Here is a 14,141-nt window from a genome sequence, read left to right as displayed (position 1 = left end):
TGGCACCCTCGGCCAATAACCACGGGATCGGGGTTATAGATACCGAAATCAGGGTTTGGTTCGACCTGACAAATGCTGAATGCACGCTTAACGCAGTGACTACGCGTAAGACCGGGCAAAACTAGCACAGAGACGGGGAAATATCCGCCTCTAGCTACCCAATTGGTCAGCTTTATTACACTAAAACTGCAAAAAACCGCATAAGCACCGTCGAGAGGGCTGGAATTGCCCTTCGTGCCGCGCCATAACCAGTGGTTGCGGTACACTGGGCGCTTTTTCGGGGAGCACGCCCTCCTCTCTTCAATCAGCCGAGAAGCCCATGCCGATCCGTCATTGCATCGTCCACCTGATCGACAAAAAACCCGACGGCACACCTGCAGTTCTCCATGCCCGCAACGAAGAACTGCCCGAGTCGAGCGCCATCGAGTACATGCTTGCCGATCTCAACGAGAGCTACAACGCCAAACAAGGCAAGGCCTGGGGTTTCTTCCATGCCGAGTCCGGGGCACATCCGTTCAGCGGCTGGCTGAAGGAATACCTCGATGGCGGCAAGGATTTCACGGCATTCAGCCGGGTGGCGGTGGAACATCTGCAAAAGCTGATGGAAGAGTCGAACCTCTCTGTGGGCGGCCACGTGCTGTTTGCGCATTACCAGCAGGGCATGACCGATTACCTGGCGATCGCCCTACTGCACCACAGCGAAGGCGTCGCAGTGACCGAACAACTGGACGTGACCCCGTCCCGGCACCTGGACCTGGGTCAGTTGCACCTCGCGGCGCGGATCAACGTCTCCGAGTGGCAGAACAACAAGCAGTCCAGGCAGTACATTTCGTTCATCAAAGGCAAGAACGGGAAAAAGGTTTCGGAGTATTTCCGCGACTTCATCGGCTGCCAGGAAGGCGTCGACGGTCCGGGCGAAACCCGCACCTTGCTCAAGGCGTTCAGCGACTTCGTCGAAAGCGAAGACCTGCCGGAAGAGTCCGCCCGCGAGAAGACCAAAACCCTGGTCGATTACGCCAGCAGCCAGGCAAAAATGGGCGAACCCATGGGCCTGGAAGAGCTCTCGGAATTGATCGACGAAGAAAGGCCGAAAGCCTTCTACGATCACATCCGCAACAAGGACTACGGTCTGTCGCCGGAAATCCCGGCGGATAAACGCACCCTGAACCAGTTCCGCCGCTTCACGGGCCGTGCCGAAGGCCTGTCGATCAGCTTCGAAGCACACCTGCTGGGCTCGAAGATCGAATACGACGAAGAGGCCGGCACGCTGATCATCAAAGGCCTGCCGACCCAACTCACCGACCAGCTCAAGCGACGCAACTGATGCTGGCCGGGGTCCTGAAGAAATGCCTGCTGATCCTGCTCGTGGTTGTGGTCTACCAGAACTGGGGCAAGATCGAGCGGCTGTTCAACCCGTCACAAGTGGTATCCGAGCACACTCAGGCCAAGGCCAACGTCGTACTCTACGCCACCGAATGGTGTGGTTACTGCAAACTGGCCCGACGCTTTCTTGATCAGAAAGGCATTCCCTACAGGGAATTCGATATCGAGAAGGATGCCGAAGCGCGCAAGGCGTATGAAGCATTGGGCGGCGGCGGGATTCCGATCCTCGATGTGAACGGGACGTTGATACGCGGGTACGACCCGGATGCGATCCTCGCCGCCCTGGAATAACATCCCCCCCTGTAGGAGCGAGGCTTGCCCGCGAAGAACGATGACGCGGTTTAACAGACATACTGCGCCATCGTTCTTCGCGGGCAAGCCTCGCTCCTACAGGGGTCGGTGTATGACTGGGGATCCGTGTTGGCGCTTATTGCGCTTCGATACGAAATCCAAAGCGCGGAAAGTGCACATGCACCACGCCGCCACGCTCGTCTTCGCGACGCACAATCAATTCTTCGCAGCCTGCAAACAGCAACTCACCGGCCACCGGGTCAACACCGTAATCGGTGGCGGCAATCACGACCTGTTGGCCCGCCTGAAACCCGTTTGGCTCTTCGAACTGCTCATCCGGCAACGCCGCCGGGGTGGCATTGCGCGCAATCTCCAATGCCTCTCCGGACGTCATCTCGCTGAACGCGCCATGACCGAAGCCCAGCACGCGTCCCAGCCACGCCGAAACCGCCGGATAAGCATCGACCAAGGGTGACGTGACGGGCGTCGCCTTGAGGAACCACAACGGATGCGCCAGGGCAAAGTCGGCGATCGATGGCTCACCCAACAGGAAGTCGCCCTGCTCGCGCTGAAGCTGCTGCTCCAGGCGTGCCATGATCGTTGGCCATTGATGCCGGGCCTGCTCGGCCGACAAGCGCGTGGCGCTGCCACCGCTGAACAACTCGGTGCGATCGGCAATGAACGCCTTGATCGCTTCCGGTGGCATAGTGCCGAAGCGTACAGCGATCGATTCCGGTTGAAACACCAGGCTGACCGCATGTTGGAATACCACCGAATCAGCCCAGGCAGCGAAGGTCGCAGCGATCATTTCCTGACCTTCCGGAAAAAACGCCGGCAGGGCTTTTTCCTGTTCCAGGCGACGGGCGATCAGTGCCGTGTCGCAATAGACATCAGCGCCAACCTGCAACACGGGCGTCTTGCGATAGCCTCCGGTCAACGCCGTCAGATCGGGTTTTGGCATCACCGGCGAAATTGTTACCGAGCGCCAGGACAGCCCCTTGAAACCCAACAGCAGGCGGGCCTTTTCGGAAAAAGGGGACGTCGGGTAATGATGAAGAATCAACTCGGACATGCTCGGCTCCGCCGCACGGGTAAGGAGTGCGCAGCTTAGCGCGCAATCCACACCCAGCCCACCCATCTGCCTGATGGGAACTTATCAGTCAGATTGATAAGCCTGCCGTCGCGCTCGCCACCAGGCATTCCTTGGCGCTTTTTTTCAGTTTTTTGATCAGCCGTTCCTGCCGCAGGGCGTCGCTTTTGTCGCGGCAGACTTCGGTATACACCAATGCCACGGCCGGGCTGGACAGGAAGAAACGCGCGCCTTTGCCGCTTTGGTGGGTGGCGAAACGGCGGACGGGATCGTCGCTGATCCCGCAGTAGAGCGAACCATTAGCCGCGCGAACAAGGTAGACGAACCAGGTTTTACTGACGGGCAGCGACGGTTCGGCGGCAATGACGGTAGATTCGCTCGAGGTGTTCACGTGACGATCAAGGCTTGTAGGAAACAAGACGTGATCTTATCAGCGACTGGCCTGGAATGCCTTTAGCCCCTTTAACGCTTGCGCACGAACGGCGTTTCTCACCGCAGGTGTCCAGCCCAGCAGCAGCCCTTTGAATCCCAGCGCCTGACGGGACCAGGCCCACAGATCAAAACTGTCGTGATGCTCGCAAATCTTGCCGTCGCGAAACACGAAACGCGCCTGAATGTCATTGACCACGGTGTTGCCGGTCTGGCTGAACAGGTAGGTCGCCACCCAGTGCGCAGCGCCGGTGCGTTCATCGCTGCGCACGTTGTCGAACGTCAGGGAGAAATCCTTGGCCCGGGTAGTGAGCATGCGCCACATGTCACCGGCATCACGGCCGCGCAGCTCGCCGAACGCCGGGTCACTGAACACCACGTCATCGGTGTAGCAAGCGCTCATGGCTTCGGCATCCAGGCGCTGGAAGGCTTGGTAGAACTGGGTGATCAAAGCAGCGTGGGCGTCACTCATGGGCAAACTCCAAGAAATGGACAGATTGCCAGCACGATAATCTGCAAACTGTGGAAACTCTATCGGCATTCGAATACCGAATACCACGCAAATCTTCGGCAGCCACAAAACCTGTGGGAGCGAGCTTGCTCGCGAAGAGGCCGGCACATTCAACATCGCCTGAGCCTGAACCACCGTCTTCGCGAGCAAGCTCGCTCCCACATTGATTTTCGCTTAATCAATAGAGTGAGGGTTCAGCCTCAGATCTTTTCGCTTTGCACTTGCACATAAAGCGAACGCCCGGCACCGAGACCGGCAATGATCGCGCCGAAGCCGATGACGCCGAAAATCCAGCCCAGTGCGGTCCAGCCACCGGTCCAGTCATGCACGATGCCGACCGCGAACGGTCCCATGGATGCCAGGGTGTAACCGAAGCCCTGGGCCATGCTCGACAGGTTGGCCGCCACATGGGCGTCCCGCGAGCGCAGCACAATCAGGGTCAATGCCAGGCTGAACGTAGCGCCTTGCCCCAACCCCAGCAGGATCGCCCAGCCCCACAAACCATCGAGCGGTGCATACAGGCAACCGAACAAACCGCCGAGAGTCATTGCCATGACGATCACGATCGCCATTCGCTGATCCTTGCCACGCGTCGCCAGCCAGGGTGCTGCCAGCGAGCTGATCAACTGGATAAGCACCGACCCCGACAACACCAGACCAGCCTGGGTTGGCGTCAGGCCGCGCCCGATCAGAATCGACGGCAGCCAGCCAAACACGATGTAGGCCAAAGACGATTGCAGGCCCATGTATAAGGTCACTTGCCAGGCCAACGGATCACGCAACAGCCCTCGGACCCGATAGGCAACATGATGCGCGCCGTGTTTCTGATTGACTTGCGGCAACCAGAAGATTGCTGCGAACAACGCTGGAACTACCCAGAAGCCGAGACCCAAGGCCCAGCTTTTGTCGAAATGTTCGCTCAAAGGCACGGTCGCGCCAGCCGCCATGGCCGCGCCCAGGCACAGAGCCATGGTGTAGACGCCGGTCATGGTGCCGGCTTGTTTCGGGAAGTCGCGTTTTACAATGCCGGGCAGCAGCACGCCGATCACCCCGATGCTGGCGCCTGCCAGTACGCTGCCGGCGAACAGGCCGACCTCACCGAAAGAGCTGCGCAAAATGATCCCGCCGGCCAGCATCAGAAGAATCCCCAACACCACTCGCTCGGCACCAAAACGTCGTGCCAGCACCGGCGCCAAGGGGGCGAACAGACCCAGGCAAAGTACTGGCAAGGTCGTCAGCAATCCGGCCTGGGCAGCCGATAACCCCAGCGTCTTCGAGACCTCGCTGAGTATCGGCGCCATGCTCGACAATGCTGGACGTAAATTCAACGCCACCAGAATCAGGCCGAGCAACAACAACCATGGCCGCCGCAGGACCGGGTGCGTTTGCTGAACCTGTTCGTCATCGGCCTCGGCGTCGATCAACAGCTCTTCGAGCTCCGCCGTACGCTTGCGCTCGGTTTTATTGCTGTTGCCGGCCTGCTGGGTGGACATGGGGTTTTGGGCTTCAAGGTTCATTGATCAACTGCCTCGACAGGGCTTTGGCCCGTTCCGGGTCGCGTTGCTCGACGGCATCTAGCAGTTCGACATGAAGGTCGAACACCGCTTGGCGTCGGGGTGAGATGTTCAGGGTCTGGCGCAAATGCGCGCCGACGATGCTCGAGAAATAGCGATACAACTCACTGAGAGTCGGGTTGTGCGCTGCATCTACCAGACGCCGGTGGAACACGAGGTCGCAAGCAATGTAGGTGTCGAGATCACCGTGGTAGTGACCGCCACTGACGCCCAACGCTTCGCGCAAAGCCACCAGGTCTTCATCGGTACGGCGCAACGCCGCCAGGCCGATGGCTTCGACTTCCAGGATGTGCCGGGTTTCACGCGCCTGCTCAGGAGAGCAGCGGGACAAGGCTTTCATCGTGTCCAGGGGGTCAAACACTGCCCGCAGGTAGCTGCCGTCGCCTTGGCGGATCTCGATCAAACCGGAAAACGCCAGCACGCGCATGGCTTCGCGCACGGTGTTGCGGCTGATGCCCAGCTCGGTCGCCAATTCCGGCTCGGTGGGCAAGCGCTGGCCGACCGTCCAGACGCCTTGATTGATCCGCAGGCGTAATTGATCCAGGGCCTGATCGACCAGGGATCGTTTAACTAATGGAGAAATATCTGACATGGAATTCGCCCTTTCATCCAATCATAGGATGAATTTTTCTGACATGTTAGTCAGGTTTGTCCACGAGGGCAACCCGGATTCTGCGAACAACCTTTGTAGGAGCGAGCTTGCTCCTACAGGGGATGTGTGTTCTGCGGGCAAAAATAAACCCGGAACAGGTCCGGGTTTATTTCACTGCCAAACGTCGATCAATGCAGGATCTGGCTCAAGAACAGCTTGGTCCGATCATTCTGCGGGTTATCGAAGAAGTCGTTCGGCGCCGCTTGTTCGACGATTTCACCCTTGTCCATGAAGATCACCCGGTTGGCCACGGTGCGGGCGAAGCCCATTTCGTGGGTCACGCAGAGCATGGTCATGCCGTCTTCGGCCAGGCCGATCATTGTGTCGAGCACCTCTTTCACCATCTCCGGATCGAGCGCCGAAGTCGGTTCGTCGAACAGCATGATTTTCGGTTTCATGCACAGCGCCCGGGCAATCGCCACGCGCTGCTGCTGACCGCCGGACAGTTGCCCCGGGTATTTGTGCGCCTGCTCCGGAATGCGCACGCGCTCCAGGTAATGCATGGCGATTTCCTCGGCCTTGCGCTTGGGCATCTTGCGCACCCACATTGGCGCCAGGGTGCAGTTCTGCAGGATGGTCAGGTGCGGGAACAGGTTGAAGTGCTGGAACACCATGCCGACTTCACGGCGTACCGATTCGATCTGCTTGAGGTCGTTGGTCAGCTCCACGCCATCGACCACGATACGACCCTGCTGGTGCTCTTCCAGACGGTTGAGACAGCGGATGGTGGTGGATTTGCCAGAACCCGACGGGCCGCACAGCACGATACGCTCGCCCTGCTTGACGTTGAGGTTGATGTCTTTCAACACGTGGAACTGGCCGTACCACTTGTTCACGCCCTGCATCTGAATAATGCCTTCAGGGCTCACAGGCTGTTTGATCGCTTCACTCATAAATTACGCTCCTAACGCTTGTGGCCAGTGTCCAGCTTACGTTCCAAATGCATGGAGTAGCGGGACATACCAAAACAGAAAATCCAGAACACCAGGGCCGCGAACACATAGCCTTCAGTGGCCATGCCCAGCCATTTCGGATCGGCGGCGGCTTGCTTGACACTGTTGAGCAGGTCGAACAGGCCGATGATGATCACAAGGCTTGTGTCCTTGAACAGCGCAATGAAGGTGTTGACGATGCCGGGGATCACCAGCTTCAGGGCTTGCGGCAGGATCACCAGGCCCATGCTGCGCCAGTAACCCAGGCCCATCGCCGCCGCCGCTTCGTACTGGCCTTTGGGAATCGCTTGCAGACCGCCACGCACCACTTCGGCCACGTAAGCCGACTGGAACAGGATCACGCCGATCAGCGCCCGCAGCAGTTTGTCGAAGTTCATGCCTTCGGGCAGGAACAACGGCAGCATCACCGAGGACATGAACAGCACCGTGATCAACGGCACGCCGCGCCAGAATTCGATGAAGGTCACGCAGACTACCCGAATTGCCGGCATGTTCGAACGCCGCCCCAGCGCCAGCACGATCCCCAGCGGCAATGCACCGGCAATACCGACGGTGGCGATCACCAGGGTCAGCATCAAGCCGCCCCACTGGCTGGTCGCCACCTGGGTCAAGCCGAACACGCCGCCGTGCAGCAGGCACCAGGCAATGATCGGGTACAGCACCAGAAAGCTCAGCCCGTACACCGCTTTACGCGGGAAGCGCGAGATGAACAACGGGGCCACGCCGATCACCGCCAGCCACACGGTCAAGTCCACGCGCCAGCGCAGGTCCACCGGGTAGTAGCCATACATGAACTGGCCGAAGCGTTGCTGGATGAACACCCAGCAAGCGCCGTCCTTGGTGCAGTCGGACTGGCTGGTGCCGACCCAGTTGGCGTCGAGGATCGCCCAGCTCAGGATCGGCGGGACCACCAGGTAGATGAGATAGAACGCGAACAGGGTCAACAGGGTGTTGAGCCAGCTGGAGAACATGTTCGCGCGCATCCACGCCACCACGCCGATACTGCGGTTCGGCGGTGGCATGTCAGGTTTGAAAGTATGAGTCGTCATGCGCTTTTCCTTACCGCTCGATCAGCGCAATGCGCTTGTTGTACCAGTTCATCAGCAGGGAAATGCTGATACTGATCGCCAGGTACACGCTCATGGTGATCGCAATCACCTCGATCGCCTGCCCGGTCTGGTTCAGCACCGTACCGGCAAACAACGAGACCATTTCCGGGTAACCGATACCGGCCGCCAGCGAGGAGTTCTTCGCCAGGTTCAGGTATTGGCTGGTCAGAGGGGGAATGATCACGCGCAGGGCTTGCGGGATGATCACCTTGCGCAGGGTCGGGCCGTTGCGCAGCCCCAACGAGTGCGCCGCTTCGGTCTGGCCGTGGCTGACCGACTTGATGCCCGAACGCACGATCTCGGCGATGAACGCCGCGGTGTATACGGTCAGGGCCAGGGTCAGCGCCAGCAGTTCCGGGATTAGCACCCAGCCGCCGACGAAGTTGAAGCCCTTGAGCTGCGGCATTTCCCAATGCACCGGCGCACCGAAGATCAAGGCGCACAGCGCCGGGATCAGCAGGAACAACGCCAGGCTGGCCCAGAACTTGTGGAACGGCACGCCGGTCGCTTCGAAGCGTTTGGTGGCCCAACGGTTCACCAGCACGATGGCGACAATGGCCACGACAATGCTCGCCACAAACGGCCAGAAACCGTCCGCCGCCAACGCCGCCGGCATGTTCAGGCCGCGGCTGCTGACGAAGAAGGTGTCGCCGAAGTTATGGCTGTTGCGCGGCCCCGGCATGGTCAGGAACACCGCGAAGTACCAGAACAGGATTTGCAGCAGCGGCGGAATGTTACGGAAAACCTCGACATACACCGTCGCCAGCTTGGCGATGATCCAGTTTTTCGACAGCCGTGACACACCCACGATGAACCCGAGGATCGTCGCCAGGATCACGCCAATGAAGGTCACCAGCAGGGTGTTGAGCAGGCCGATGACGAACACCCGGGCATAGCTGTCCGATTCGGTGTAGTCGATCAGGTGCTGAGCGATGCCGAAACCGGCACTGCGCTCCAGAAAGCTGAAGCCGGAGGTAATGCCCCGGTGCTCAAGGTTGGTCTGCGTATTGTCGAACAGGTACCAGCCCATCGAGACCACCGCGACAATGGTGATGATCTGAAATAGCCACGCACGCACTTTTGGATCGCTGAGGCTGAGCCTCTGCTTTGGTGCGCCGATTGAATTTTGCATGAAGTGCCCCGCTAAGAATGGAACAGAACATCACCCGGCGGTTGGCCCACCGGGTGATAGAACCATCAGCGCACTGGTGGTGCGTATTGAATGCCGCCGTTGTTCCACAGGGCGTTCAGCCCGCGGTCGATGGCCAGCGGAGTGCTCTTGCCGAGGTTTCGCTCGAACACTTCACCGTAGTTGCCCACTTGCTTGACGATCTGCACGACCCAGTCTTTCTTCACTTTCAGGTCTTTGCCGTATTCGCCGTCAGCACCCAGCAGACGAGCGACGTCCGGGTTCTTGGTGGCTTTGGCTTCAGCTTCGACGTTTTTCTGGGTGATGCCCATTTCTTCGGCGTTGAGCATGGCGAACAGGGTCCACTTCACAATGCTGAACCACTCTTCGTCGCCTTTACGCACGACTGGGCCCAGGGGCTCCTTGGAGATGGTTTCCGGCAGAACGACGTAGTCGGTCGGAGTGCCCAGCTTGCTGCGTTGTGCGTAGAGCTGGGATTTGTCGGAGGTCAGCACGTCGCAACGACCGGATTCCAGCGACTTGGCGCTTTCATCGGAGGTGTCGAAGGTGATCGGGGTGTATTTCAGACCGTTGCCGCGGAAGTAGTCGGAAACGTTGAGCTCGGTGGTGGTACCGGCTTGAATGCAGATGGTGGCGCCGTCGAGCTCCTTGGCGCTCTTCACGCCCAGCTTGTTATTCACCAGGAAGCCGATGCCGTCGTAGTAAGTCACGCCGGCAAACACCAGGCCCATGCCCGAATCGCGGGAGCTGGTCCAGGTGGTGTTGCGCGACAGCACGTCGATTTCGCCGGACTGCAACGCGGTGAAGCGCTCTTTGGCGTTCAACTGGCTGAATTTGACCTTGGTCGCGTCGCCGAATACGGCAGCGGCCACCGCGCGGCAGACGTCGGCGTCGATACCGATGATCTTGCCAGTGGAGTCCGGAACCGAGAAGCCCGGCAGACCGTCACTGACACCGCACTGTACGAAACCTTTTTTCTGCACTGCATCCAGGGTCGCACCCGCCTGAGCGAACCCACTGACGCCGAGCACTGCGGCTGCAGTCACGACGGCCAGGGTGGATTTCAACATCTTCATTCAAACCTCCAGTTTTGCTCTTGTTGTGTCGGAGCGTAAGTCCTGTCGCACCCTTGTGAGGCGTTGTAGACCCATGTTGGCTTTTTTTTGGGTCAACCGACGTCGGACCTGCGCCATGAGTCTAGTAGGAGAAAATCCACAGCATGGACCTCTCACTTCTCACCAATCGGCCGAACGGGCGGTAGCCCTTTCACGTTCGCGAAGCCCGTAGCGGCCACTGGCGAACATCCATCACCGGATTTTTTGCTATCCCACAGCCAGCAGTACACTGATAGTGTTACCGCCAGGCGCGGGATCGGTTGTACCGATTCCCCATAGCAAAGCCCGTACCAGAGCGCTCGAGAAAGCGTTTAAGCGACAGGTCAATAGCAAAACTTGTAGCCTTGCGACATCTTCTTAACTGATCAACCAGACGCGCCCCCGGATCTCGCACTGATCGAGAGCGCACGCACATATATGGAGCACCCATGACCGAGCCCTTGATTCTTCAACCCGTCAAGCCCGCAGACGCCTGCGTTATCTGGCTGCACGGCCTGGGTGCCGACCGCTACGACTTCCTGCCGGTGGCTGAAGCGCTTCAGGAAGTACTGCTGAGTACCCGCTTCGTCCTGCCCCAGGCACCGACCCGCGCCGTCACCATCAATGGCGGTTACGAGATGCCGAGCTGGTACGACATATTGGCCATGAGCCCGGCGCGCGCGATCAGCCGCGAGCAGCTGGAAGCGTCCGCGCAACGGGTCTTCGATTTGATCGAAGAGCAACGCGCTGGCGGAATAGACGCCTCGCGGATCTTCCTGGCCGGCTTCTCCCAAGGCGGTGCCGTGGTGTTGCACACCGCATTTTTGAAATGGCAGGGGCCACTGGGTGGCGTACTTGCCCTCTCGACCTATGCACCGACCTTCAGCGACGAACTGGAGCTTTCCGCCAGCCAGCAGCGCATTCCCGTGCTGTCCTTGCACGGCCAGTACGATGACGTGGTGCAAAACTCCATGGGCCGGACTGCCTACGAGTATTTAAAGCAGCGTGGTGTCACCGTGACATGGCAGGAATACCCAATGGGTCACGAAGTGTTACCCGAGGAGATTCGCGACATCGGCAAGTGGCTCGCCGAGGGTTTGCGTTAACCGTTCAAGGGAAAAACAGCCCATTGATCCATCCCCCTACGCCGCGCCCGATTCTTGCATTACACTGGCCGGCGTATATTCCTTAATCAATTGATGAGATGACCGTGCTCAAAGCACTCAAGAAAATGTTCGGTAAAAGCGAGACTGAGCAGCTCGCGCCAGTCTCCAGCGCTCCGTCTCACCTCCCCAGCCACCGCACCGACGGTCATCAGCCTGGTCGGACCGCAGCCGCAGCGGTACCGAAGCACGCGCCGGTACCCACACCGGCCGTCCAACCTGCCCCGGCCATCGCCGCCGAGCAACCGCTCAGCGAAGCCGCAAAACCTGTAAAACCCCGTCGCGAACCCAAGCCGAAAGCGCCGGTCATTCCCTGGAAACTCGAAGATTTCGCCGTCGAACCCCAGGAAGGCAAAACCCGTTTCCACGATTTCAAACTTGCCCCCGAACTGATGCATGCCATCCAGGACCTGGGCTTCCCGTATTGCACGCCGATCCAGGCGCAGGTGCTTGGTTTTACCCTGGCGGGCAAAGACGCCATCGGTCGCGCCCAGACCGGCACCGGCAAAACCGCCGCGTTCCTGATTTCGATCATCACCCAGTTGCTGCAAACCCCACCGCCGAAAGAGCGCTACATGGGCGAGCCGCGGGCGCTGATCATTGCCCCGACCCGGGAACTGGTGGTGCAGATCGCCAAGGACGCAGCCGACCTGACCAAGTACACCGGCCTCAACGTCATGACGTTTGTCGGCGGCATGGACTTCGACAAGCAGCTCAAGCATCTCGAAGCCCGTCATTGCGACATCCTCGTCGCCACTCCGGGTCGTTTGCTGGACTTCAACCAGCGCGGCGACGTGCACCTGGACATGGTCGAAGTCATGGTCCTGGATGAAGCCGACCGGATGCTCGACATGGGTTTCATCCCACAAGTGCGTCAGATCATTCGCCAGACTCCGCCGAAGAACGAACGTCAGACGCTGCTGTTCTCCGCGACCTTCACCGAAGACGTGATGAACCTGGCCAAGCAATGGACCACCGATCCGTCGATCGTCGAGATCGAGTCGCAGAACGTGGCCAGCGAAAACGTCGAACAGCACATCTACGCCGTGGCCGGTGCCGACAAATACAAACTGCTCTACAACCTGGTCAACGACAACGGTTGGGAGCGGGTGATGGTGTTCGCCAACCGCAAGGATGAAGTGCGACGCATCGAAGAGCGCCTGGTGCGTGATGGCGTGAATGCCGCGCAGCTGTCCGGCGATGTGCCGCAGCACAAACGCATCAAGACCCTGGAAGGTTTCCGCGAAGGCAAGATCCGCGTGCTGGTCGCCACTGACGTGGCCGGTCGCGGCATTCACATCGAAGGCATCAGCCATGTGATCAACTTCACCTTGCCGGAAGTCCCGGACGACTACGTGCACCGCATCGGCCGTACCGGTCGCGCCGGCGCCGACGGTGTATCCATCAGTTTTGCCGGTGAAGACGATTCCTACCAGCTACCGTCCATCGAGGCGCTTCTGGGTCGCAAGATCAACTGTGAAACGCCACCGACGCATTTGCTGCGGGCGGTAGAGCGCAAGCGCCCGTAACCCCGGCGCATTGAAAAAAGGCGCAGCCGGAAACGGACTGCGCTTTTTTTTCGCCCCGAAATCACTGTAGGAGCGAGCTTGCTCCAACAAAAGGCGCTTGCTCGAAATAACTAAAAGTCCATAATGGACAAATTAGTTTACTTCCAACTCCCGGAGCCGACCATGTCCAGTACGCCCTACGTGATCACTCAATACCAGGCCCGCGAGCTGCTGGCACAGATCGACGTGCCACACATCCTGCGCAAGTTGTTCCGCGACCTGGCCGCTGGGCAAGCGGTGCAACCGGCGCAGCAACTGGTTGAGTTTCCCCAGGGTGCTGGCGACTTCATCAACTACCTGGGCGTGCTGGCCACGGAGGGTGTTTATGGGGTCAAGACTTCACCCTACATCGTGCGCGAAGAAGGCCCATTGGTAACGGCCTGGACGCTGTTGATGTCGATGCAGACCGGTCAGCCGTTGTTGCTGTGCGATGCCGGCGAACTGACCACCGCCCGCACTGCGGCGACGACGGCGGTGGCGGTCGATGCCCTCGCGCCGCTGAAGGCGCAGCGCCTGGCGATAATCGGCAGCGGCAAAGTGGCCCAGGCGCATCTGCACTACGTCAAGGGTCTGCGCGACTGGCAGAGCATCAGCCTCTACTCGCCGAGCCTGAGCGGCAAAAATGCCGAGGCGCTGGCACCGTTGCGTGCCCTCGACCCACGCCTGACCCTGGTCGACAGTCGCGAAGCGGCCGTCCAGGACGCCGATGTCATCCTGCTCTGCACCTCGTCTGCTGGCCCGGTGATCGACCCTTCCGAGCTGAGCAAGCCGGCGCTGATCACCTCGATCAGCACCAACGCCCCGCGCGCCCATGAAGTGCCGCCGCAGAGCCTCAATGACATGCAGGTGTTTTGCGACTATCGCCTGACCACGCCGGGTTCGGCTGGCGAGATGCTGATTGCCGGTGAACGGCATGGCTGGGACAAGGGCGCCGTTGTCGGCGACCTGCCCGATCTGCTCAGCGGAAAAGTCCAGCGTCCGGACTACGACCGTCACGTGTTCTTCCGCTCCATTGGCCTGGGCCTGGAAGACATTGCGCTGGCTAACGCCATCTACCGCCTGCAGCACTAACACCACAAAACCTGTGGGAGCGGGCTTGCTCGCGAATGCGGTCTGACATCCACCGATAATGTCGACTGACAAATCGCATTCGCGAGCAAGCCCTCTCCCACAA

The 14,141-nt window shown here is 59.7% G+C and carries 14 protein-coding genes; 5 read left to right on the top strand and 9 right to left on the bottom strand.

Going from position 1 to position 14,141, the window contains the following annotated elements:
* Positions 1–319 precede the first annotated feature (319 nt).
* Positions 320–1,324 carry a nucleoid-associated protein YejK gene (gene yejK / locus PMA3_RS04320; RefSeq protein WP_064676011.1) on the top strand — a complete coding sequence of 335 codons (1,005 nt, stop codon included), beginning with the start codon at positions 320–322 and terminating at the stop codon, positions 1,322–1,324.
* A complete protein-coding gene (locus PMA3_RS04315) occupies positions 1,324–1,674 on the top strand; it encodes a glutaredoxin family protein (RefSeq protein ID WP_064676010.1) in 351 nt (116 codons plus the stop codon). Before yejK ends, PMA3_RS04315 begins: the two co-directional genes overlap by 1 nt.
* A 136-nt stretch (positions 1,675–1,810) precedes the next feature.
* On the opposite strand, the gene PMA3_RS04310 is transcribed toward PMA3_RS04315, so the two are convergent.
* The 9 genes from PMA3_RS04310 to PMA3_RS04270 form a co-directional block, all read right to left on the bottom strand.
* Positions 1,811–2,746 (bottom strand): glutathione S-transferase family protein, encoded by a 936-nt coding sequence (locus tag PMA3_RS04310; RefSeq protein ID WP_064676009.1) that lies wholly within the window; start codon positions 2,744–2,746, stop codon positions 1,811–1,813.
* A gap of 88 nt (positions 2,747–2,834) precedes the next feature.
* On the bottom strand, positions 2,835–3,155 hold the full coding sequence (locus tag PMA3_RS04305; protein ID WP_064676008.1) for a GIY-YIG nuclease family protein: 321 nt from the start codon (positions 3,153–3,155) through the stop codon (positions 2,835–2,837).
* Between the two features lie 39 nt (positions 3,156–3,194).
* Complete coding sequence (locus tag PMA3_RS04300) at positions 3,195–3,665, bottom strand: nuclear transport factor 2 family protein (RefSeq protein ID WP_064676007.1); 471 nt, start codon at positions 3,663–3,665, stop codon at positions 3,195–3,197.
* A 239-nt stretch (positions 3,666–3,904) separates the two neighbouring features.
* A complete protein-coding gene (locus PMA3_RS04295) occupies positions 3,905–5,221 on the bottom strand; it encodes a CynX/NimT family MFS transporter (RefSeq protein WP_064676006.1) in 1,317 nt (438 codons plus the stop codon).
* A complete protein-coding gene (locus tag PMA3_RS04290) occupies positions 5,211–5,870 on the bottom strand; it encodes a FadR/GntR family transcriptional regulator (RefSeq protein ID WP_064676005.1) in 660 nt (219 codons plus the stop codon). The genes PMA3_RS04295 and PMA3_RS04290 overlap by 11 nt, the downstream gene beginning before the upstream one ends.
* A 188-nt stretch (positions 5,871–6,058) precedes the next feature.
* Complete coding sequence (locus PMA3_RS04285) at positions 6,059–6,823, bottom strand: amino acid ABC transporter ATP-binding protein (RefSeq protein WP_064676004.1); 765 nt, start codon at positions 6,821–6,823, stop codon at positions 6,059–6,061.
* Between the two features lie 11 nt (positions 6,824–6,834).
* On the bottom strand, positions 6,835–7,932 hold the full coding sequence (locus PMA3_RS04280) for an amino acid ABC transporter permease (RefSeq protein ID WP_064676003.1): 1,098 nt from the start codon (positions 7,930–7,932) through the stop codon (positions 6,835–6,837).
* Positions 7,933–7,942: 10 nt separating this feature from the next.
* Positions 7,943–9,124 carry an amino acid ABC transporter permease gene (locus PMA3_RS04275; RefSeq protein ID WP_064676002.1) on the bottom strand — a complete coding sequence of 394 codons (1,182 nt, stop codon included), beginning with the start codon at positions 9,122–9,124 and terminating at the stop codon, positions 7,943–7,945.
* Between the two features lie 65 nt (positions 9,125–9,189).
* Positions 9,190–10,218, bottom strand: coding sequence for an amino acid ABC transporter substrate-binding protein (locus PMA3_RS04270; RefSeq protein WP_064676001.1), 1,029 nt, complete (start codon positions 10,216–10,218; stop codon positions 9,190–9,192).
* A gap of 467 nt (positions 10,219–10,685) precedes the next feature.
* On the opposite strand from PMA3_RS04270, the gene PMA3_RS04265 reads away from it, so the two are divergent.
* The 3 genes from PMA3_RS04265 (at position 10,686) to PMA3_RS04255 (ending at position 14,038) form a co-directional block, all read left to right on the top strand.
* On the top strand, positions 10,686–11,342 hold the full coding sequence (locus tag PMA3_RS04265; RefSeq protein WP_064676000.1) for an alpha/beta hydrolase: 657 nt from the start codon (positions 10,686–10,688) through the stop codon (positions 11,340–11,342).
* Between the two features lie 98 nt (positions 11,343–11,440).
* The gene (rhlB, locus tag PMA3_RS04260) at positions 11,441–12,928 is read left to right on the top strand and encodes an ATP-dependent RNA helicase RhlB (protein WP_064675999.1); all 1,488 of its coding nucleotides are present in this window, start codon (positions 11,441–11,443) and stop codon (positions 12,926–12,928) included.
* Between the two features lie 162 nt (positions 12,929–13,090).
* The gene (locus PMA3_RS04255; protein ID WP_193408118.1) at positions 13,091–14,038 is read left to right on the top strand and encodes an ornithine cyclodeaminase family protein; all 948 of its coding nucleotides are present in this window, start codon (positions 13,091–13,093) and stop codon (positions 14,036–14,038) included.
* Positions 14,039–14,141 lie beyond the last annotated feature (103 nt).

This window comes from Pseudomonas silesiensis (assembly GCF_001661075.1).
GTDB lineage: Bacteria > Pseudomonadota > Gammaproteobacteria > Pseudomonadales > Pseudomonadaceae > Aquipseudomonas > Aquipseudomonas silesiensis.
Note: the sequence above shows the minus strand (reverse complement) of the source record. Positions and strands in the feature narration are given on the sequence as shown.

Bases quoted from the DNA above. Each gene is read 5' to 3' on its own strand.
- PMA3_RS04280 (WP_064676003.1), bottom strand. From the start codon at position 7,932: ATGACGACTCATACTTTCAAACCTGACATGCCACCGCCGAACCGCAGT.
- PMA3_RS04255 (WP_193408118.1), top strand. From the start codon at position 13,091: ATGTCCAGTACGCCCTACGTGATCACTCAATACCAGGCCCGCGAGCTG.
- rhlB (WP_064675999.1), top strand. From the start codon at position 11,441: ATGACCGTGCTCAAAGCACTCAAGAAAATGTTCGGTAAAAGCGAGACT.
- PMA3_RS04295 (WP_064676006.1), bottom strand. From the start codon at position 5,221: ATGAACCTTGAAGCCCAAAACCCCATGTCCACCCAGCAGGCCGGCAAC.
- PMA3_RS04300 (WP_064676007.1), bottom strand. From the start codon at position 3,665: ATGAGTGACGCCCACGCTGCTTTGATCACCCAGTTCTACCAAGCCTTC.
- PMA3_RS04290 (WP_064676005.1), bottom strand. From the start codon at position 5,870: ATGTCAGATATTTCTCCATTAGTTAAACGATCCCTGGTCGATCAGGCC.
- PMA3_RS04310 (WP_064676009.1), bottom strand. From the start codon at position 2,746: ATGTCCGAGTTGATTCTTCATCATTACCCGACGTCCCCTTTTTCCGAA.
- PMA3_RS04275 (WP_064676002.1), bottom strand. From the start codon at position 9,124: ATGCAAAATTCAATCGGCGCACCAAAGCAGAGGCTCAGCCTCAGCGAT.
- PMA3_RS04315 (WP_064676010.1), top strand. From the start codon at position 1,324: ATGCTGGCCGGGGTCCTGAAGAAATGCCTGCTGATCCTGCTCGTGGTT.
- PMA3_RS04265 (WP_064676000.1), top strand. From the start codon at position 10,686: ATGACCGAGCCCTTGATTCTTCAACCCGTCAAGCCCGCAGACGCCTGC.
- PMA3_RS04270 (WP_064676001.1), bottom strand. From the start codon at position 10,218: ATGAAGATGTTGAAATCCACCCTGGCCGTCGTGACTGCAGCCGCAGTG.
- PMA3_RS04285 (WP_064676004.1), bottom strand. From the start codon at position 6,823: ATGAGTGAAGCGATCAAACAGCCTGTGAGCCCTGAAGGCATTATTCAG.
- yejK (WP_064676011.1), top strand. From the start codon at position 320: ATGCCGATCCGTCATTGCATCGTCCACCTGATCGACAAAAAACCCGAC.